The following is a 17,799-nucleotide window of genomic DNA, read 5'->3' as shown; positions in this document are numbered from 1 at the left end:
CTCTCGGCGTGCCGGGCCCAGGCCCTCGTACTGGTTGTACTTGGGTCTGGGCCCGGTGCGGCGAGAGGACGTGCATGGCGTCACAGGGCAGGCGGGAGTCCGACGACAGGGCCCAGGGCCCCGCCGGAACTCTTCGGCGGGGCCCTGCGTCTGCAAAGGAAACGCCAACTCCTGGCGCGCTTAGGAATCTTGACGCCAATCGGTGCGTTCTTGTGATGTGCAGGACACCCCGACGGACTGTGTCGCGTTGTACAACGTAAGCTGTACCGGTGCTGATTCGCGGCAAGTAGGGCGATAATGCGCGCACCCGGCACGGCTGCGCCGCGCGGACGTATGCGCGGCGTGTCCGAAATGGGCACTATTGGGTGAGCAGTGTAGAACGGGAGATGTGACGGCAATGGCTACGGAAACTCTCCAGCTCCGCGATGCGTGTGCCGTCGCCGCGCCGGGCGGCGAGCGGTGACCGAAGCCGGGACGGCGCGCACCGGTGACCCAGAGCGCGGCACCCTCGACAAGGCCGCGGACGAGAACTTCCCTGTGGCGCCCTTCTTCCTGCCCAAGGTCTGGCGCGACGACCTGATGGCCGTGTACGGCTTCGCCCGCCTGGTCGACGACATCGGTGACGGCGACCTGGCCCCGGGCGGCGCGGATGCCCGCCTGCTCGGCGTACCGCCCACGGAGGCCGAGGACCGCCTCGCTCTCCTCGACGCCTTCGAGGCCGACCTGCACCGCGTGTTCGACTCGACCCCGCGCCACCCGCTGCTGCGCCGCCTCCAGCCCACGGTCCGGCGCGCCGGCCTCACCCCCGACCCCTTTCTCGGCCTGATCGCGGCGAACCGCCAGGACCAGCTGGTCACGCGGTACGAGACCTACGACGATCTCCTCGCCTATTGCGAACTCTCCGCCAACCCCGTCGGCCGTCTCGTCCTGGCCGTCGCGGGCACCGAGACCCCCGAGCGCGTCCGTCACTCCGACGCGGTGTGCACGGCGCTGCAGATCGTCGAACACCTCCAGGACGTCGCCGAGGACCTCGGCCGCGACCGCATCTATCTCCCCGCCGAGGACATGAAGCGCTTTCATGTCCAAGAAGCGGATCTGGCCCTGCCCACGGCAGGCGCATCGGTGCGTGCACTGGTTGCATACGAAGCAGAACGCGCCCGGAACCTCCTGAATGAAGGCACCCCCCTCGTGGGTAGCGTCCACGGCAGGCTGAAGCTGCTGCTCGCGGGGTTCGTTGCGGGGGGAAGGGCGGCGATCCGTGCGATCGCCGCCGCCGAATATGACGTACTTCCCGGCCCGCCGAAGCCCGGCAAGCTCCAGTTGCTGCGCGAGGTGGGAGTGACCCTGCGAGGAAAGGGGTGATCCGGACCGTGGAGTCGGACCAGCACGTGCCTGCACCGGTACTCGCCGCTTACAGCTACTGCGAAGCAGTGACGAGTCAGCAGGCGCGTAACTTCGCGTACGGCATCAGACTTCTGCCGACGTCCAAGCGCCGCGCCATGTCGGCGCTCTACGCGTTCTCACGGCGTGTGGACGACATCGGCGACGGTGCGCTCCCGACGGACGTCAAGGCGTCCCGCCTTGAGGACACCCGGGCACTGCTCGCCCGGGTCCGCGACGGCTCCGTCGACGAGGACGACACCGACCCGGTCGCGGTCGCCCTCAGCCATTCCGCCGAGTACTTCCCGGTCCCCCTTGAGGGCCTCGACGAACTCATCGACGGAGTCCTGATGGACGTACGCGGTGAGACGTACGAGACGTGGGACGACCTGAAGGTCTACTGCCGGTGTGTGGCGGGGGCGATCGGGCGGCTCTCGCTCGGCGTGTTCGGTACGGAACCGGGGGCGCGCGGGGTCGAGCGCGCGCCGGAGTATGCCGACACGCTCGGGCTCGCGCTCCAGCTCACCAACATCCTGCGGGACGTGCGTGAGGACGCCGAGGGCGGGCGTACCTATCTGCCCGCCGACGACCTCGCCAAGTTCGGCTGCTCGGCCGGGTTCAACGGACCGACGCCGCCGCCCGGCTCCGACTTCGCGGGCCTCGTGCACTTCGAAGTGCGTCGGGCCCGCGCTCTTTTCGCCGAGGGCTACGGGCTGCTGCCCATGCTGGACCGGCGCAGCGGCGCCTGTGTCGCGGCCATGGCCGGCATCTACCGCCGCCTCCTGGACCGCATCGAGCGCGAGCCGGAGGCCGTGCTGCGCGGCCGTGTCTCCCTGCCGGGCCGCGAGAAGGCGTACGTCGCCGTGCGCGGCCTCTCGGGACTCGACGCCCGGCATGTATCCCGCCGAACCGTCAGGAGGCGCGCGTGATGGACAATCTGGGCCAAGGTGATTCCATTGGCGAAAAGTGGCACGCAACCCTCCGCCGTCGCGGGGCGTCCCTGACTTCAATGGTCTGCCGCGCACCGTTCGATCTTCGTGTTACGGCCCAGGGGGAGAGTGCACGATGAGTGACGTCACGCAGCCCGCGGACACCGCGGGCCGCCCGGGCACGGCGACCGCCGTGGTGGTCGGCGGAGGGCTCGCCGGGATCACCGCCGCGCTGGCACTCGCCGACGCCGGGGTGCGCGTGACGCTGCTCGAAGGCCGGCCGAGGCTCGGCGGGCTCGCCTTCTCCTTCCAGCGCGGCGACCTCACCGTGGACAACGGGCAGCATGTGTATCTGCGCTGCTGCACCGCCTACCGATGGTTCCTCGACCGCGTCGACGCAACCGCGCTCGCACCGCTGCAGGATCGTCTCGACGTGCCCGTTCTCGACGCCGAGGCGAAACCGGGGCGGCGGCTCGGCAGAATCGGCCGCACCGCGTTGCCGGTGCCGCTGCATCTGGCGAAAAGCCTCGCGACGTATCCCCACCTGTCGCTCTTCGAGCGCGCCAAAGTCGGGCGTGCCGCCTTGGCGCTCAAGGGGCTCGACCTCGCCGATCCGGCGCTCGACGCGCAGAACTTCGGCAGCTGGCTGGCCGCGCACGGTCAGTCGGAGCGTGCCGTCGAGGCACTGTGGGACCTCGTGGGGGTCGCCACCCTCAACGCGGTGGCCAAAGACTCCTCGCTCGGGCTCGCCGCGATGGTGTTCAAGACCGGTCTGCTGTCCGACCCGGGCGCGGCCGACATCGGCTGGGCGCGCGTCCCGCTGGGCGAACTGCACGACACGCTGGCGCGCAAGGCGCTCGACTCCGCGGGCGTGCGTACCGAAGTCCGTACACGCGTCACCTCCATCTCCCCCAACGGAAACGGGCGCTGGGGGGTTCAGGTTCCCGGCGAGACGCTCGACGCCGATACGGTCGTCCTCGCCGTACCGCATCGCGAAGCACACGATCTGCTGCCCGAGGGCGCGCTCGACGCCCCGGAGCGGCTCCTCGAGATCGGCACGGCGCCGATTCTCAACGTCCATGTCGTCTACGACCGCACGGTGCTCACGCGGCCCTTCTTCGCGGCGCTCGGCTCCCCGGTGCAGTGGGTCTTCGACCGCACCGAGGCCTCCGGGCTGCGGGAGGGGCAGTACCTGGCCCTCTCGCAGTCGGCCGCGCAGGACGAGATCGACGAGCCGGTGTCCGTACTGCGCGAGCGCTATCTGCCGGAGCTGGAGCGGCTGTTGCCCGGCGCGCGAGGTGCGGAAGTGAAGGATTTCTTCGTGACCCGGGAGCGTACGGCGACGTTCGCCCCCGCCCCAGGCGTCGGGCGGCTGCGGCCCGGCGCCCGCACCAAGGCTCCCGGTCTGTATCTGGCCGGAGCGTGGACCGCCACAGGGTGGCCCGCGACCATGGAGAGTGCGGTCCGCAGTGGTGTCGGTGCGGCGGAAGCCGCGCTGGGCGCCCTGGGCCGGCCTCGCGGCCATCTCTTCGAAGCAGAGGTGGCAGCCTGATGCTCGATCAGCGCGCGGCCGACCCCCGCACCCCCGGTACCGCAACAAGAGGAGAGACTGTGCCCACTGTGCCCCCGGCCGAAACGGCTGCCGACGCGGTGGACGTGACCGCGCTCCTGGAGCGCGGCCGGACCCTGGCCACACCGGTGCTGCGGGCGGCCGTCGACCGCCTGGCGCCTCCCATGGACACTGTCGCCGCCTACCACTTCGGCTGGATCGACGCCGAGGGAAACCCCGCGGACGGCGACGGCGGCAAGGCCGTACGCCCCGCGCTCGCCGTCCTGTCCGCGCAGGCCGCCGGTGCCGCTCCCGAAGTGGGCGTGCCGGGCGCCGTCTCCGTCGAACTGGTCCACAACTTCTCGCTGTTGCACGACGACCTGATGGACGGCGACGAACAGCGCCGGCACCGTGACACCGTCTGGAAGGTGCACGGCCCCGCCCAGGCGATCCTCGTCGGCGACGCCCTGTTCGCGCTGGCCAACGAGGTCCTGCTGGAACTCGGCACGGCCGAGGCGGGCCGGGCCACCCGGCGCCTGACCGCCGCCACCCGCGCCCTCATCGACGGCCAGGCCCAGGACATCTCCTACGAGCACCGCGAGCGGGTCACCGTCGAGGAGTGCCTGGAGATGGAGGGCAACAAGACGGGCGCCCTGCTCGCCTGCGCCTGCTCCATCGGCGCGGTGCTGGGCGGGGCGGACGACCACATGGCCGACACCCTGGAGAAGTACGGCTACCACCTCGGCCTCGCCTTCCAGGCCGTCGACGACCTTCTCGGCATCTGGGGCGACCCGGAATCCACCGGGAAGCAGACCTGGAGCGATCTGCGCCAGCGCAAGAAGTCCCTGCCGGTGGTGGCCGCGCTCGCCGCGGGCGGGCCCGCCTCCGAGCGCCTCGGTGAACTGCTCGCGGCCGACGCCAAGTCCAGTGACTTCGAGAACTTCTCCGAGGAGGAGTTCGCCACGCGCGCCGCGCTCATCGAGGAGGCCGGCGGCCGCGACTGGACCGCCCAGGAGGCGCGTCGCCAGCACGCGATCGCCGTCGAGGCCCTGGACACGATCCACATGCCGGAACAGGTGCGGGCCCAGTTCGTGGAGCTCGCCGACTTCGTCGTCGTACGGAAGAGATGATCAGTATCGGTCGAATAAACCTCGCGTAGTCGCCGGCCGGTGCCGCGGGAGAACGCGCACCGGCCGACGGCGGACCCACAGCAGAGACATGCCACTGCACGAAGGGGAAGCCATGACAGCGACGACCGACGGAAGTACCGGGGCCATGCCGCCCCGCACTGCCTCGGCCCGCGAAACCGCAGAAACGACAACTCCCGGGGCGGCCGGGACAGTCGAGACCCGAGACGCCGCCACGCGCGCGATAGAGCGTGCCACCGACTTCCTGCTCTCTCGGCAGGACGCCCAGGGCTGGTGGAAGGGCGAGCTCGAGACGAACGTCACGATGGACGCCGAAGACCTGTTCCTGCGGCAGTTCCTGGGCATCCGCGACGAGACGACCACCCGCGCCGCCGGCCTCTTCATCCGCGGCGAGCAGCGCGACGACGGCACCTGGGCCACGTTCTACGGCGGACCCGGTGAACTCTCCGCCACCATCGAGGCGTACGTCGCCCTGCGGCTGGCCGGGGACGGCCCGGACGAGCCGCACATGGCGAAGGCGTCCGCGTGGATCCGCGAGCGGGGCGGTATCGCCTCGGCCCGTGTCTTCACCCGGATCTGGCTCGCCCTGTTCGGCTGGTGGAAGTGGGACGACCTGCCCGAACTCCCGCCGGAACTCATCTACTTCCCGAAGTGGATGCCACTCAACATCTACGACTTCGGTTGCTGGGCGCGGCAGACGATCGTGCCGCTCACCATCGTCTCGGCGAAGCGTCCGGTGCGCCCCGCGCCGTTCCCGCTCGACGAGCTGCACACCGACGCCCGCAATCCCAACCCGGTCAAGCCTCTTGCGCCGGTGGCGAGTTGGGACGGCGTGTTCGAACGCCTCGACAGGGCTCTGCACCAGTACCGCAGGTTCGCGCCACGACGGCTGCGCAGAGCCGCGATGAACACGGCAGGGCGCTGGATCATCGAGCGGCAGGAGAACGACGGCTGCTGGGGAGGAATCCAGCCGCCCGCCGTGTACTCGGTCATCGCACTGCATCTGCTTGGCTACGACCTCGAACACCCGCTGATTCGCGCCGGGTTGGAGTCGCTGGACCGTTTCGCCATCTGGCGGGAGGACGGGTCCCGGATGATCGAGGCCTGTCAGTCACCGGTGTGGGACACCTGTCTGGCCACCATCGCCCTCGCCGACGCGGGCGTACCCGCCGACCATCCGCAGCTCGTGAAGGCCGCGGACTGGATGCTGGGGGAGGAGATCGTCCGGCCCGGCGACTGGTCGGTCAAGCGGCCTCATCTTCCGCCGGGCGGCTGGGCGTTCGAGTTCCACAACGACAACTACCCCGACATCGACGACACCGCCGAGGTCGTCCTCGCGCTGCGCCGGGTCAAGCACCACGACCCTGAGCGCCTGGAGAACGCCATCGGGCGCGGAGTGCGCTGGAACCTCGGCATGCAGTCGAAGAACGGTGCCTGGGGCGCCTTCGACGTCGACAACACCAGCGCCTTTCCCAACCGGCTGCCGTTCTGCGACTTCGGAGAGGTCATCGACCCGCCGTCCGCCGACGTCACCGCGCATGTCGTCGAGATGCTCGCCTTCGAGGGACTCTCGAACGATCCGCGCACCCGCCGGGGCATCGAGTGGCTGCTCGCCGAACAGGAGGCGAACGGCTCCTGGTTCGGGCGCTGGGGCGTCAACTACGTATACGGCACAGGGTCGGTGGTGCCCGCGCTGGTCGCCGCCGGACTGCCCGGTTCACACCCGGCGATCCGGCGGGCCGTGGCCTGGCTGGAGACCGTACAGAACGACGACGGGGGCTGGGGCGAGGACCTGCGCTCCTACCAGGACGTCCCCGAGTGGAGCGGCCGCGGCGCCTCGACGGCCTCCCAGACCGGGTGGGCGCTGCTCGCACTGCTCGCGGCGGGGGAGCGCGACTCCAAGGCCGCCGAGCGCGGGGTCGGCTGGCTCGCGGAGACCCAGCTGGCGGACGGCTCCTGGGACGAGCCGTACTTCACCGGCACCGGGTTCCCGTGGGACTTCTCGATCAACTACCACCTCTACCGCCAGGTCTTCCCCCTCACCGCGCTCGGCCGGTACGTCCACGGCGAGCCCTTCGCTGTGGCCAAGGGGGGCTGATGAGTACGAAGCCCGAACGGGCCCCGCTGCTCATCGCCTGCGCGCTCGGCATCGAGCACCTCGCGCTGCGCAGCGGCGACCGTGGCGGCGCCGACGGGCTCGTCACCGTGCTGCGTACGGGCATGGGGCCCAGGGCCGCCGAGCGGGCGGTCACCCGGATCCTCGCGGACCCGGCACTGAACGAGGCGGCCGTCCTGGCCACGGGGTTCTGCGCGGGGCTCGCCCCGGGCATGCACCCCGGGGACCTGGTCGTCGCCGAAGAGACTCGGGACACGCACGGCAGCACGCCGTGCGTGGGCACCGAACTACTGGTCAAGGAACTGGTGCGTGCCCTGCCCGGGCGCACCGTCCACACGGGGCCGCTCGTGGGCTCCGATCACGTCGTACGCGGTCACGAACGGGCGGCTCTGCTCGCAACCGGCGCGATCGCGGTCGACATGGAATCGGCGTCCACGCTCCGGAGCGCCGTGCGCACGGGCGTGCGCCCGGTTGCGGCCGTACGGGTGGTCGTGGACGCTCCAGGACATGAACTCGTCCGTATCGGTACGGTGCGCGGTGGAATATCAGCTTTCCGTGTTCTTCGTGCCGTCCTTCCCGCTTTTTATGAATGGCACCGTTCTTTGCTGCTCCCTCGGAGGTGAGCCAGATGGCCATGCCGCTTCGGCAGTCCATGAAGGTCGCTGCATACCTGTTTGAACAGAAGCTCAGGAAGCGGGACAAATTCGCGCTGATCGTCGAGCTGGAACCCCTCTTCGCGTGCAACCTCGCATGTGAGGGCTGCGGCAAGATCCAGCACCCCGCCGGGGTGCTGAAGCAGCGGATGCCCGTGGCCCAGGCCGTGGGCGCGGTGCTCGAGTCGGGCGCGCCGATGGTGTCCATCGCCGGCGGCGAACCGCTGATGCACCCTCAGATCGACGAAATCGTGCGGCAGTTGGTGGCCAAGAAGAAGTTCGTCTTCCTGTGCACCAACGCGATGCTGCTGCGCAAGAAGATGGACAAGTTCAAGCCCTCACCGTACTTCGCGTGGGCCGTGCACATCGACGGGCTGCGCGAGCGGCACGACGAGTCCGTCGCCAAGGAAGGCGTCTTCGACGAGGCGGTCGAAGCCATCAAGGAGGCCAAGCGCCGCGGCTTCCGGGTCACCACCAACTCGACGTTCTTCAACACCGACACCCCGCAGACCATCATCGAGGTCCTCAACTTCCTCAACGACGACCTCAAGGTCGACGAGATGATGCTCTCGCCCGCCTACGCCTACGAGAAGGCTCCCGACCAGGAGCACTTCCTCGGCGTCCAGCAGACCCGGGAGCTCTTCAAGAAGGCCTTCGCGGGCGGCAACCGGCGCCGCTGGCGCCTCAACCACAGCCCGCTCTTCCTCGACTTCCTGGAAGGCAAGGTCGACTTCCCGTGCACGGCCTGGGCGATCCCGAGCTACTCGCTCTTCGGCTGGCAGAAACCCTGCTATCTGATGAGCGACGGGTACGTACAGACGTACAAGCAACTCCTGGAGGAGACCGACTGGGACTCCTACGGCCGCGGCAAGGACGACCGGTGTGCCAACTGCATGGCGCACTGCGGCTACGAGCCGACGGCCGTCCTCGCCACCATGAGCTCCCTCAAGGAGTCCATCCGCGCCTCACGCGAGACCTTCATGGAAAGCCGCGTGTGACGTCATGACCGCCATTTCCTTGGGCCTCCCCGAGGTGCCGGTCCGACCGATCGCCGAGCGCCGCCTCTCGCGGCAGATCCAGGTCGGACCGGTGGCGGTCGGGGGCGGAGCGCCGGTGTCGGTGCAGTCGATGACGACGACGCGTACGTCGGACATCGGTGCCACCCTGCAGCAGATCGCGGAACTCACCGCGTCCGGCTGCCAGATCGTCCGCGTCGCCTGTCCCACACAGGACGACGCGGACGCCCTCGCGACCATCGCCAGGAAGTCGCAGATCCCGGTGATCGCGGACATCCACTTCCAGCCGAAGTACGTGTTCGCGGCCATCGACGCCGGGTGTGCGGCGGTCCGGGTGAACCCGGGCAACATCAAGCAGTTCGACGACAAGGTGCGGGAGATCGCGCGGGCGGCCTCCGACGCGGGCACCCCGATCCGGATCGGGGTCAACGCCGGGTCGCTCGACCAGCGGCTGCTGAAGAAGTACGGAAAGGCGACGCCCGAGGCGCTCGTCGAGTCGGCTCTGTGGGAGGCGTCGCTCTTCGAGGAGCACGGGTTCAGGGACATCAAGATCTCGGTGAAGCACAACGACCCCGTGGTCATGGTCAACGCGTACCGGCAACTGGCCGCCCAGTGCGACTTCCCGCTGCATCTCGGTGTGACGGAGGCTGGACCGGCGTTCCAGGGGACCATCAAGTCGGCTGTCGCCTTCGGGGCGTTGCTCAGCGAGGGCATCGGGGACACCATCCGGGTGTCCCTGAGCGCGCCGCCCGCCGAGGAGTGCAAGGTCGGCATGCAGATCCTGGAGTCGCTCGGGCTGCGGGAGCGGCGCCTGGAGATCGTCTCGTGCCCGTCCTGCGGGCGCGCCCAGGTCGACGTGTACAAGCTGGCCGACGAGGTCTCGGCCGGTCTGGAGGGGATGGAGGTCCCGTTGCGCGTCGCGGTCATGGGCTGCGTCGTCAACGGCCCCGGCGAGGCGCGGGAGGCGGACCTGGGGGTCGCTTCCGGCAACGGCAAGGGGCAGATCTTCGTCAAGGGCGAGGTCGTCAAGACCGTGCCCGAGTCGAAGATCGTGGAGACCCTCATCGAAGAGGCGATGAAGATCGCCGAGCAGATGGAGAACGACGGCGTCGCGTCCGGCGAACCGGCCGTCACCGTGAGTTGATCAGCACGGACCGAGAGGGGGCCCGAGCGTGACGATTCTGGAGAGCATCCGGGGACCACGCGACCTGAAGGCGCTGTCCGAGGCGGAGGTCGGTGAACTGGCCGACGAGATCCGGGAGTTCCTGGTGCACGCGGTCGCAAGGACCGGCGGTCACCTCGGGCCCAATCTGGGGGTGGTGGAACTCTCCATCGCGCTCCACCGGGCCTTCGAGTCGCCCGTCGACCGCATCCTGTGGGACACCGGCCATCAGAGCTACGTACACAAGCTGCTGACGGGACGTCAGGACTTCTCCAAGCTGCGCGGCAAGGGCGGCCTGTCCGGCTACCCGTCGCGCGAGGAGTCCGAGCACGACATCATCGAGAACAGCCACGCTTCCACGGCGCTCGGCTGGGCGGACGGGCTGGCCAAGGCCCGCCAGGTGCAGGGCGAGAAGGGGCATGTCGTCGCGGTCATCGGCGACGGCGCGCTCACCGGGGGCATGGCGTGGGAGGCGCTGAACAACATCGCCGCCGCCAAGGACCGGCCGCTGATCATCGTCGTCAACGACAACGAGCGCTCCTACTCTCCGACCATCGGCGGTCTCGCCAATCACCTGGCGACCCTGCGGACGACGGACAGTTACGAGCAGATCCTCGCCTGGGGCAAGGACGTACTCCTGCGCACGCCGGTCATCGGGAACACCGTCTACGAGTCGCTGCACGGCGCGAAGAAGGGGTTCAAGGACGCCTTCGCGCCGCAGGGCATGTTCGAGGATCTCGGGCTCAAGTACGTCGGGCCGATCGACGGGCACGACGTGGGGGCCATGGAATCCGCGCTGCGGCGTGCGAAACGCTTCCACGGCCCTGTGCTGATCCACTGCCTGACGGAGAAGGGGCGCGGCTATGAACCCGCGCTCGCGCACGAGGAGGACCACTTCCACACGGTCGGCGTGATGGACCCGCTCACCTGCGAGCCCCTCGCGCCCTCCAACGGGCCTTCCTGGACCTCCGTGTTCGGCGACGAGATCGTCAGGATCGGGGCGGAGCGCGAGGACGTCGTGGCGATCACGGCGGCCATGCTGCATCCGGTGGGGCTCGGCAAGTTCGCCGAGAAGTTCCCCGACCGGGTGTGGGACGTCGGCATCGCCGAGCAGCACGCCGCGGTGTCCGCGGCAGGGCTGGCCACCGGCGGCCTGCATCCCGTCGTCGCCGTCTACGCCACCTTCCTCAACCGTGCCTTCGACCAGCTCCTGATGGACGTGGCACTGCACCGGTGCGGTGTCACCTTCGTCCTTGACCGGGCGGGCGTCACGGGCGTGGACGGCGCCTCGCACAACGGCATGTGGGACATGTCGATCCTCCAGGTCGTGCCGGGGCTCCGGATCGCCGCGCCGCGCGACGCCGACCAACTGCGGGCCCAGCTGCGGGAGGCGGTCGCCGTCGACGACGCGCCGACGCTGATCCGGTTCCCGAAGGAGTCGGTGGGGCCGGCGATTCCGGCCGTCGACCATGTCGGCGGGATGGACGTCCTGCACCGGGACGACCGGCCGTCGGTGCTCCTGGTGGCCGTCGGTGTCATGGCGCCGGTCTGCCTCCAGGCCGCCGAACTGCTCGAAGCCCGCGGTATCGGCTGCACCGTCGTCGACCCGCGCTGGGTCAAGCCGGTCGACCCCTCGTTGCCGGGACTCGCCGCCGAGCACCGCATGGTGGCCGTCGTCGAGGACAACAGTCGGGCGGCCGGTGTCGGCTCGGCGGTCGCGCTGGCATTCGGGGACGCAGAAGTCGACGTACCCGTACGGCGGTTCGGCATCCCGGAGCAGTTCCTCGCGCATGCCAAGCGTGGTGAGGTGCTGGCCGACATAGGTCTCACGCCGGTCGAGATCGCCGGGCGGATCAGTGCCGGTCTGGCAGTCAAGGACGAGCTGTCCAAGGAGAAACAGGAATGACCATCCCTTCAGCTTCAGGGAAGTCGTCTTCTGAGGAGACCTCCTCCTCCGGGAAGTCGTCTTCCCTGAAGTCCCCATCCGGGAAGCAGGAGTTCGACCTCGGCGCGCTGCTCGTCGAACGCGGAGCCGAGCGCTACGAGCTGCACACCAAGTATCTGAACCACCAGCTCCCGCGCATGCTGCACACCATCGGCTTCGACAAGGTGTACGAGCGGGCCGAGGGTGCCCACTTCTGGGACGCGGACGGGGCGGACTACCTGGACATGCTCGCCGGGTTCGGGGTGATGGGCCTGGGCCGCCATCACCCCGTGGTCCGCCAGGCACTGCACGACGTCCTCGACGCCTCGCTCGCCGACCTCACTCGCTTCGACTGCCAGCCGCTGCCCGGGCTGCTCGCGGAGCGACTGCTCGTCCACAGTCCGCACCTGGACCGGGTGTTCTTCGGCAACAGCGGCACGGAGGCTGTCGAAACCGCGCTGAAGTTCGCCCGGTACGCGACCGGGAAACCGCGGATCCTGTACTGCCCGCACGCCTTCCACGGGCTGACCACCGGGTCGCTGTCCGTGAACGGCGAGGACGGTTTCCGCGACGGCTTCGCGCCCCTGCTCCCCGACACGGCCGTCCCGCTCGGTGATCTCGACGCCCTGGCACGGGAGTTGAAGAGGGGCGACGTCGCCGCGCTCATCGTCGAACCCATCCAGGGCAAGGGGGTGCACGAGACACCGCCCGGATACCTGCGCGCCGCCCAGGAGTTGCTGCACAAGCACAAGGCGCTGCTCATCGTCGACGAGGTGCAGACGGGCCTGGGGCGGACCGGGGACTTCTACGCCTATCAGCACGAGGAGGGGGTGGAGCCGGACCTGGTGTGTGTGGCCAAGGCGTTGTCGGGCGGCTATGTGCCGGTCGGCGCCACACTGGGCAAGGACTGGATCTTCAAGAAGGTCTACTCGTCGATCGACCGGGTCCTGGTGCACTCGGCGAGCTTCGGGTCGAACGCGCAGGCCATGGCGGCAGGCCTTGCCGTGCTCTCGGTCATGGAGAACGAGCAGATCGTGGCCAACGCCCGTGCCACGGGAGAGCAGTTGAAGTCCCGGCTCGCGGCGCTCGTGGACAAGTACGAGCTGCTGCGTGACGTACGCGGCCGGGGGCTGATGATCGGCATCGAGTTCGGGCGGCCCAAGTCGCTGAAGCTGCGCAGCCGTTGGACGATGCTGCAGGCCGCGCGCAAGGGGTTGTTCGCGCAGATGGTGGTCGTGCCGCTGCTGCAGCGGCACCGGATTCTCACCCAGGTCTCCGGCGATCACCTGGAGGTGATCAAGCTGATCCCGCCGCTGGTCATCGACGAGGGGGACGTGGACCGCTTCGTGGATGCCTTCACGGCCGTGATGGACGACGCGCACGGCGGGGGCGGGCTGATGTGGGACTTCGGGAAGACCCTGGTGAAGCAGGCGGTGGCGAACCGGTGAAGGAGCGGTCGCTGAGACTGCCGGGGTGCCGAACCGTTTGATTCTTGCCTCTGGGGCAAGAAGTTTGCCCCAGAGGCAAGGCTCGGGCTCAATGGAGGCATGAGCACCGCCGAGGGTATGAACCCTTCCCCGCAGGGAACCGCCGACGAGCTGCACGTCGTCGCACCCCAGCTGCGTGGGCTGCGCCGCCGGGCCTCCCTGACCCTGGAGGCCGCGGCCCGTGCCGCCGGGCTCTCGCCCGCCCACCTCTCGCGCCTGGAGACCGGGCAGCGCCAGCCCTCGCTGCCGATGCTGCTCGCACTCGCGCGTATCTACGGTACGACCGTCTCCGAGCTGCTCGGCGAGACGGTCCCCGAGCGGGACGCCGTGGTGCGCGCCGCCGACATGGAGCCGACCGCGGCGGGCGGCTGGACCTACTGGCAGGCGGGCGGCTCGGGCCGCGGGATGCAGGCCCTGCGCGTGCACGTCCCGTACGGCTCGCAGGGCGACATCGTGCGCGTCCACCCCGGTGAGGAGTGGCTCCACGTCCTGAGAGGGCGACTGCGGCTGCGCCTCGGTGACAGCGCGCATGTGCTCGCCCCGGGGGACAGCGCGCACTTCGACTCGCTCACCCCGCACCGTATCGCCGCCGCCGACCGGGACGGCGCCGAGCTGCTCTTCGTACACACCCTGCTGCAGAGCCCCACCGCCGCGCTGTGCCTCGGCCCGGCGACCGACCACCCGACCCTGGGAGAGACACCATGACCGATCCCACGGAATCCGGCCCGCGCCGCTCCATGGACGACAAGCTCCCCCGTGCACTGTGGGTACGGCTGATCATCTACGTCGCCGTCGGCCACCTCTTCGCGGCCTTCGTCTACCTGCTGTTCACGCTGGGCGCACAGAACCAGTAGGCACCCGTCGGCCGGGACCGGGAGACCTGTGCCGTGTCAGTCGAGGAGCCGCTCGCGCAGCCCGGCCCGCAGCCCCGGGGTGAGCCCAAGGCCCCGCTCCAGGTAGGCGTCGACGCTGCCCCAGGTCTCCTCGATCGTCTCGAAGGCCGCGGTAAGGTACTCGGCGCGGGCGTCGAACAGCGGGCTGAGCAGTTCCATGACCTCCGGGGAGTAAGCCGATGCGGAGGAGCTGCTGCGGTGGACCTTGTAGCGACGGTGCAGGGCGTTCGACTCCAGGTAGTCGGCCACGATGGCCTCGCGCTCGACGCCGACGGCCAGGAGTGTCACGGCTATGGAGAGGCCGGCGCGGTCCTTGCCCGCGGCGCAGTGCATCAGCGCGGGCACGCTGTCCTCTGCCATCGAGTGCAGCACCTGGGAATGCTCGGCGGTGCGCTCCTTGATGATGGTGCGGTAGGAGTTGATCATCCGGTTCGCCGCCTTGCCGTCCGCGAGGAGCGTGCGCAGCTGTTCGAGATCGCCGTCGCGGACCATCTTCCAGAACTCGGAGCCGTCGGCCGGGTCGGTCAGCGGCAGATTCACGTTCCGCACGCCCGGCAGCTCGACGTCCGGACCCTCCAGCTTCTGGTCCGAAGCGTTGCGGAAGTCGAAGATCGTGTGCAGGCCGAGGGAGGCGAGGAACGCGGCGTCGTCCTCCGTGGCGTGCGCGAGATGTCCGCTGCGGAACAGCACCCCGTACTTCACCCGGTGGCCGTCCGTGGTGGGCAGGCCGCCCACGTCCCGGAAGTTGCGCACAGCGGTCAGCTCGGGTTCGGTCGACGGGACCTGCTGTGTCACGGGGGCTCCTCCCGGTCAGCCGTCGGCGCTGCTCGGCGTCGCCCGCCGACGGACGTTGCGCTCTCGACGATACGACATGGGTTCCTGGGGCAATGAGTTGTCCACAGGCGTTGTCTTCGCAGGTGCGGGCCGTCGCCTCCGGAACTCCCGGGTGCGCGATGGCATGAGGATTTATTCCTGTCTGTCCGCATCTATGGAGGCTCGATGGTGGAGATCGGTGCGGACGATGATGTGGTAGTTATCCGACTGCGTCGCATCTGGCTGTTCTGTCCGAATTAGCTGCTTCATTACAACTGGCCCTGTAATAAGGCATCCTGGGTCGGCGTGCGTGAGCAGCGTCATATTCGTGACGATGTGTTGCGACGCCTCTTTGTCAACCTGCCCGGATTCTCTGGTGAATTGCCGGGCAGGAAAGGCCCTCCGTCGACGGAGGGTGACGGTAATTCCGGCGTGGATCAAGGGTGGCGCAGGCGCAGAAAATCCACATGCTTGTCGACGCCGTCTTATTTCGCTTACGTTCACCCTCAATCCGGACGGACGCCCAATCCTGCCGCCGACCGGAATCCGCACACTCACCCGTATGTGGCAGGAGCGGGGGACCCACAGGTAAGACGCCTGTTCCGGTCTCCGGAACGGCTAGGGGTATAGCCGCGCAGCAGCGCGGCCGGGCATCTCCAGCCCGCACCCGACAGCTCACCTCGCAGGCGCCGGAGAGGAATTCGTCATGCCCGCGAAGGGTAAGCACCGCCGTCCCAAGTCCCAGCGTTTCACGCGCTCGATCGCCGTGGCCGGAACGGGTGGCGCCGCGCTCGCGCTGCCGCTCATGGGGGCCACTGGGGCCCATGCCGCGACCTCGGCTTCCACTGCTTCCACGGCGTTGGAGAAGGCTGCCACGGCTGCCGAAAAGGCCGCCATTTCCGCTCCCGCCGCGGCCGAGAAGACCGCGACGAAGACCTATGCGGTAAAGGCCGGTGACTCCCTCTCGAAGATCGCCGACGACCAGAGCGTCAGTGGCGGCTGGAAGAAGCTGTACTCGGACAACCGCAAGGCTGTGGGCGAGGACCCCGCTCTGATCCACCCGGGTCTGAAGCTGACGATCGGCAAGAAGGCCGCCGGGTCGAGCGGCGCGACCAAGTCGTCCAAGTCGACGAAGCCCTCGAAGGCGTCCGAGTCGTCCGCCAAGACGGCGGCCGAGCCCACGGCCAAGGCCGACGACACCGCGGCCTCCAGCAGCAGTTCCGGTTACACGCTGCCGGTCGAGGGTGCGACCATCGGCACCGGCTACAAGGTTGCCGGCAGCATGTGGTCCAGCGGCTACCACACGGGCGTGGACTTCGTGGTCCCGACCGGCACCACCGTCAAGTCCGTCGCCGCGGGCACCGTCGTCTCGGCGGGCTGGGGCGGCGCGTACGGTAACCAGGTCGTCATCCAGCACGCCGACGGCGAGTACTCGCAGTACGCCCATCTCTCCTCCCTCTCCGTCTCGGCGGGCCAGACCGTGACCGGGGGGCAGCAGATCGGCCTCTCCGGGGCGACCGGCAACGTCACCGGACCGCACCTGCACTTCGAGATCCGCACGACGCCGGACTACGGCTCGGACGTGGACCCGGTTGCGTACCTGCGCTCCCACGGTGTCACCGTCGGCTGACGTCTCTCGCTCGCCGCTGAAGGCCGGACCCCACGATCCCCAGGGTCCGGCCTTCGGCGTTTCGTGCTCAGGATGTCGCGCCCTCGGACATTCCCTTCCAGGCGCGGTGGCTGTTCAACTACCCCTGGTGGGCCCTTATTCCGAGCTTGACCCAGACTTTATGCGTGGCTTATGTCACCACCCGTCAACCCCATAATACGGTCGCGTAGGTCACACTCGAAGGTGAATCATGGGTCGTTGTGGCAGACGATTCGAAGAGTGGCAACAGATCAGTGATCGGGTCGTACGTAGCGGTGGGGGACAGCTTCACCGAGGGCGTCGGCGACCCCGGGCCTGACGGGGCCTTTGTCGGTTGGGCGGACCGGTTCGCGGTACTGCTCGCGGACCGGCGCCCCGAGGGCGACTTCACCTACACCAATCTCGCCGTCCGCGGCAAACTGCTCGACCAGATCATCGAGCACCAGCTCTCGCGGGCGAAGGAGCTGGCGCCGGACCTGGTCTCCTTCTGCGCGGGCGGCAACGACATCATCCGGCCCGGCGTCGACCCCGACGAGGTCGCGGAGCGCTTCGAGCGCGCGGTCGCCGACCTCACCTCCGCCGTCGGCACCGTCCTGGTGACGACCGGGTTCGACACCCGTGGCGTGCCCGTGCTGAAGCACATGCGCGGCAAGATCGCCACGTACAACGGGCACCTACGGGCCATCGCCGACAGGTACGGCTGCCCTGTCCTGGACCTGTGGTCCCTGAAGACGATTCAGGATCGCCGCGCCTGGGACGGCGACCGCCTCCACCTGTCACCCGAGGGCCACACCCGCGTCGCGCTCCGGGCCGGCCAGGTCCTCGGCCTCGAAGTGCCGGCCGACCCTGACCAGCCGTGGCCGCCGCTTCCGCCGCGCGGCACGCTCGAGGTCCGGCGCGACAACATCCACTGGGCGCGCGAATACCTGGTCCCGTGGATCGGGCGGCGGTTGCGCGGCGAGTCCTCCGGGGATCATGTGGCGGCCAAGGGGACGCTCTCGCCGGACGACATCAGGACATGGATCGACGCGGTGGCCTGAGCCGGGACATGATGCAGGAATGGTCGAGGGGTGGTGCGCGG

Annotated in this window: 16 protein-coding genes and 1 riboswitch; of the genes, 15 read left to right on the top strand and 1 reads right to left on the bottom strand. The window is 69.1% G+C overall.

Annotated elements, in window-relative coordinates; genetic code table 11:
* Nucleotides 1–459: 459 nt before the first annotated feature.
* The 13 genes from hpnC (at nt 460) to ACFWP7_RS41505 (ending at nt 14,218) form a co-directional block, all read left to right on the top strand.
* Nucleotides 460–1,362: a squalene synthase HpnC gene (gene hpnC / locus ACFWP7_RS41565; RefSeq protein WP_384393492.1), complete on the top strand. Its 903-nt coding sequence runs from the start codon at nt 460–462 to the stop codon at nt 1,360–1,362.
* Complete coding sequence (gene hpnD, locus ACFWP7_RS41560; RefSeq protein ID WP_384393489.1) at nt 1,359–2,309, top strand: presqualene diphosphate synthase HpnD; 951 nt, start codon at nt 1,359–1,361, stop codon at nt 2,307–2,309. Before hpnC ends, hpnD begins: the two co-directional genes overlap by 4 nt.
* Nucleotides 2,309–2,449 (top strand): DUF6380 family protein, encoded by a 141-nt coding sequence (locus ACFWP7_RS41555; protein ID WP_384393501.1) that lies wholly within the window; start codon nt 2,309–2,311, stop codon nt 2,447–2,449. The genes hpnD and ACFWP7_RS41555 overlap by 1 nt, the downstream gene beginning before the upstream one ends.
* On the top strand, nt 2,446–3,861 hold the full coding sequence (gene hpnE / locus ACFWP7_RS41550) for a hydroxysqualene dehydroxylase HpnE (RefSeq protein ID WP_384393486.1): 1,416 nt from the start codon (nt 2,446–2,448) through the stop codon (nt 3,859–3,861). The genes ACFWP7_RS41555 and hpnE overlap by 4 nt, the downstream gene beginning before the upstream one ends.
* Nucleotides 3,861–4,988 (top strand): polyprenyl synthetase family protein, encoded by a 1,128-nt coding sequence (locus tag ACFWP7_RS41545; protein ID WP_384393483.1) that lies wholly within the window; start codon nt 3,861–3,863, stop codon nt 4,986–4,988. The genes hpnE and ACFWP7_RS41545 overlap by 1 nt, the downstream gene beginning before the upstream one ends.
* A 112-nt stretch (nt 4,989–5,100) precedes the next feature.
* The gene (gene shc, locus ACFWP7_RS41540) at nt 5,101–7,104 is read left to right on the top strand and encodes a squalene--hopene cyclase (protein WP_384393480.1); all 2,004 of its coding nucleotides are present in this window, start codon (nt 5,101–5,103) and stop codon (nt 7,102–7,104) included.
* Nucleotides 7,104–7,745 (top strand): 1-hydroxy-2-methyl-2-butenyl 4-diphosphate reductase, encoded by a 642-nt coding sequence (locus ACFWP7_RS41535; protein ID WP_384393476.1) that lies wholly within the window; start codon nt 7,104–7,106, stop codon nt 7,743–7,745. Before shc ends, ACFWP7_RS41535 begins: the two co-directional genes overlap by 1 nt.
* 5 nt (nt 7,746–7,750) lie before the next feature.
* Nucleotides 7,751–8,773, top strand: a complete 1,023-nt coding sequence (hpnH, locus tag ACFWP7_RS41530; protein WP_365431267.1) for an adenosyl-hopene transferase HpnH — start codon at nt 7,751–7,753, stop codon at nt 8,771–8,773.
* 4 nt (nt 8,774–8,777) lie between these two features.
* Nucleotides 8,778–9,935, top strand: a complete 1,158-nt coding sequence (gene ispG / locus ACFWP7_RS41525; RefSeq protein ID WP_384393472.1) for a flavodoxin-dependent (E)-4-hydroxy-3-methylbut-2-enyl-diphosphate synthase — start codon at nt 8,778–8,780, stop codon at nt 9,933–9,935.
* A gap of 28 nt (nt 9,936–9,963) precedes the next feature.
* Complete coding sequence (gene dxs / locus ACFWP7_RS41520; RefSeq protein ID WP_384393469.1) at nt 9,964–11,859, top strand: 1-deoxy-D-xylulose-5-phosphate synthase; 1,896 nt, start codon at nt 9,964–9,966, stop codon at nt 11,857–11,859.
* Nucleotides 11,856–13,325, top strand: a complete 1,470-nt coding sequence (locus ACFWP7_RS41515) for an aspartate aminotransferase family protein (RefSeq protein ID WP_384393466.1) — start codon at nt 11,856–11,858, stop codon at nt 13,323–13,325. Before dxs ends, ACFWP7_RS41515 begins: the two co-directional genes overlap by 4 nt.
* A gap of 99 nt (nt 13,326–13,424) precedes the next feature.
* Nucleotides 13,425–14,069 (top strand): helix-turn-helix domain-containing protein, encoded by a 645-nt coding sequence (locus ACFWP7_RS41510; protein WP_384393463.1) that lies wholly within the window; start codon nt 13,425–13,427, stop codon nt 14,067–14,069.
* Nucleotides 14,070–14,101: 32 nt separating this feature from the next.
* A complete protein-coding gene (locus tag ACFWP7_RS41505; RefSeq protein ID WP_384393498.1) occupies nt 14,102–14,218 on the top strand; it encodes a DUF6126 family protein in 117 nt (38 codons plus the stop codon).
* Between the two features lie 36 nt (nt 14,219–14,254).
* On the opposite strand, the gene ACFWP7_RS41500 is transcribed toward ACFWP7_RS41505, so the two are convergent.
* Complete coding sequence (locus tag ACFWP7_RS41500; RefSeq protein ID WP_384393460.1) at nt 14,255–15,052, bottom strand: tyrosine-protein phosphatase; 798 nt, start codon at nt 15,050–15,052, stop codon at nt 14,255–14,257.
* A gap of 555 nt (nt 15,053–15,607) precedes the next feature.
* Nucleotides 15,608–15,772: riboswitch (cyclic di-AMP (ydaO/yuaA leader) on the top strand.
* 4 nt (nt 15,773–15,776) lie between these two features.
* On the opposite strand from ACFWP7_RS41500, the gene ACFWP7_RS41495 reads away from it, so the two are divergent.
* Nucleotides 15,777–16,700 carry a peptidoglycan DD-metalloendopeptidase family protein gene (locus ACFWP7_RS41495; RefSeq protein WP_384393457.1) on the top strand — a complete coding sequence of 308 codons (924 nt, stop codon included), beginning with the start codon at nt 15,777–15,779 and terminating at the stop codon, nt 16,698–16,700.
* A 272-nt stretch (nt 16,701–16,972) separates the two neighbouring features.
* Entirely contained in the window at nt 16,973–17,758 is a 786-nt protein-coding gene (locus tag ACFWP7_RS41490; protein WP_384393495.1) for an SGNH/GDSL hydrolase family protein, read from the top strand.
* The last annotated feature ends 41 nt before the right edge of the window (nt 17,759–17,799 follow it).

It is taken from the genome of Streptomyces sp. NPDC058470 (assembly GCF_042721055.1).
Lineage (GTDB): Bacteria > Actinomycetota > Actinomycetes > Streptomycetales > Streptomycetaceae > Streptomyces.
Note: the sequence above shows the minus strand (reverse complement) of the source record. Positions and strands in the feature narration are given on the sequence as shown.

Coding starts and splice junctions, on each gene's coding strand:
- ACFWP7_RS41545 (WP_384393483.1), top strand. CDS start 3,861: ATGCTCGATCAGCGCGCGGCCGACCCCCGCACCCCCGGTACCGCAACA.
- ispG (WP_384393472.1), top strand. CDS start 8,778: ATGACCGCCATTTCCTTGGGCCTCCCCGAGGTGCCGGTCCGACCGATC.
- hpnE (WP_384393486.1), top strand. CDS start 2,446: ATGAGTGACGTCACGCAGCCCGCGGACACCGCGGGCCGCCCGGGCACG.
- ACFWP7_RS41515 (WP_384393466.1), top strand. CDS start 11,856: ATGACCATCCCTTCAGCTTCAGGGAAGTCGTCTTCTGAGGAGACCTCC.
- ACFWP7_RS41510 (WP_384393463.1), top strand. CDS start 13,425: ATGAGCACCGCCGAGGGTATGAACCCTTCCCCGCAGGGAACCGCCGAC.
- hpnH (WP_365431267.1), top strand. CDS start 7,751: ATGGCCATGCCGCTTCGGCAGTCCATGAAGGTCGCTGCATACCTGTTT.
- shc (WP_384393480.1), top strand. CDS start 5,101: ATGACAGCGACGACCGACGGAAGTACCGGGGCCATGCCGCCCCGCACT.
- ACFWP7_RS41495 (WP_384393457.1), top strand. CDS start 15,777: ATGCCCGCGAAGGGTAAGCACCGCCGTCCCAAGTCCCAGCGTTTCACG.
- ACFWP7_RS41535 (WP_384393476.1), top strand. CDS start 7,104: ATGAGTACGAAGCCCGAACGGGCCCCGCTGCTCATCGCCTGCGCGCTC.
- ACFWP7_RS41555 (WP_384393501.1), top strand. CDS start 2,309: ATGGACAATCTGGGCCAAGGTGATTCCATTGGCGAAAAGTGGCACGCA.
- ACFWP7_RS41505 (WP_384393498.1), top strand. CDS start 14,102: ATGGACGACAAGCTCCCCCGTGCACTGTGGGTACGGCTGATCATCTAC.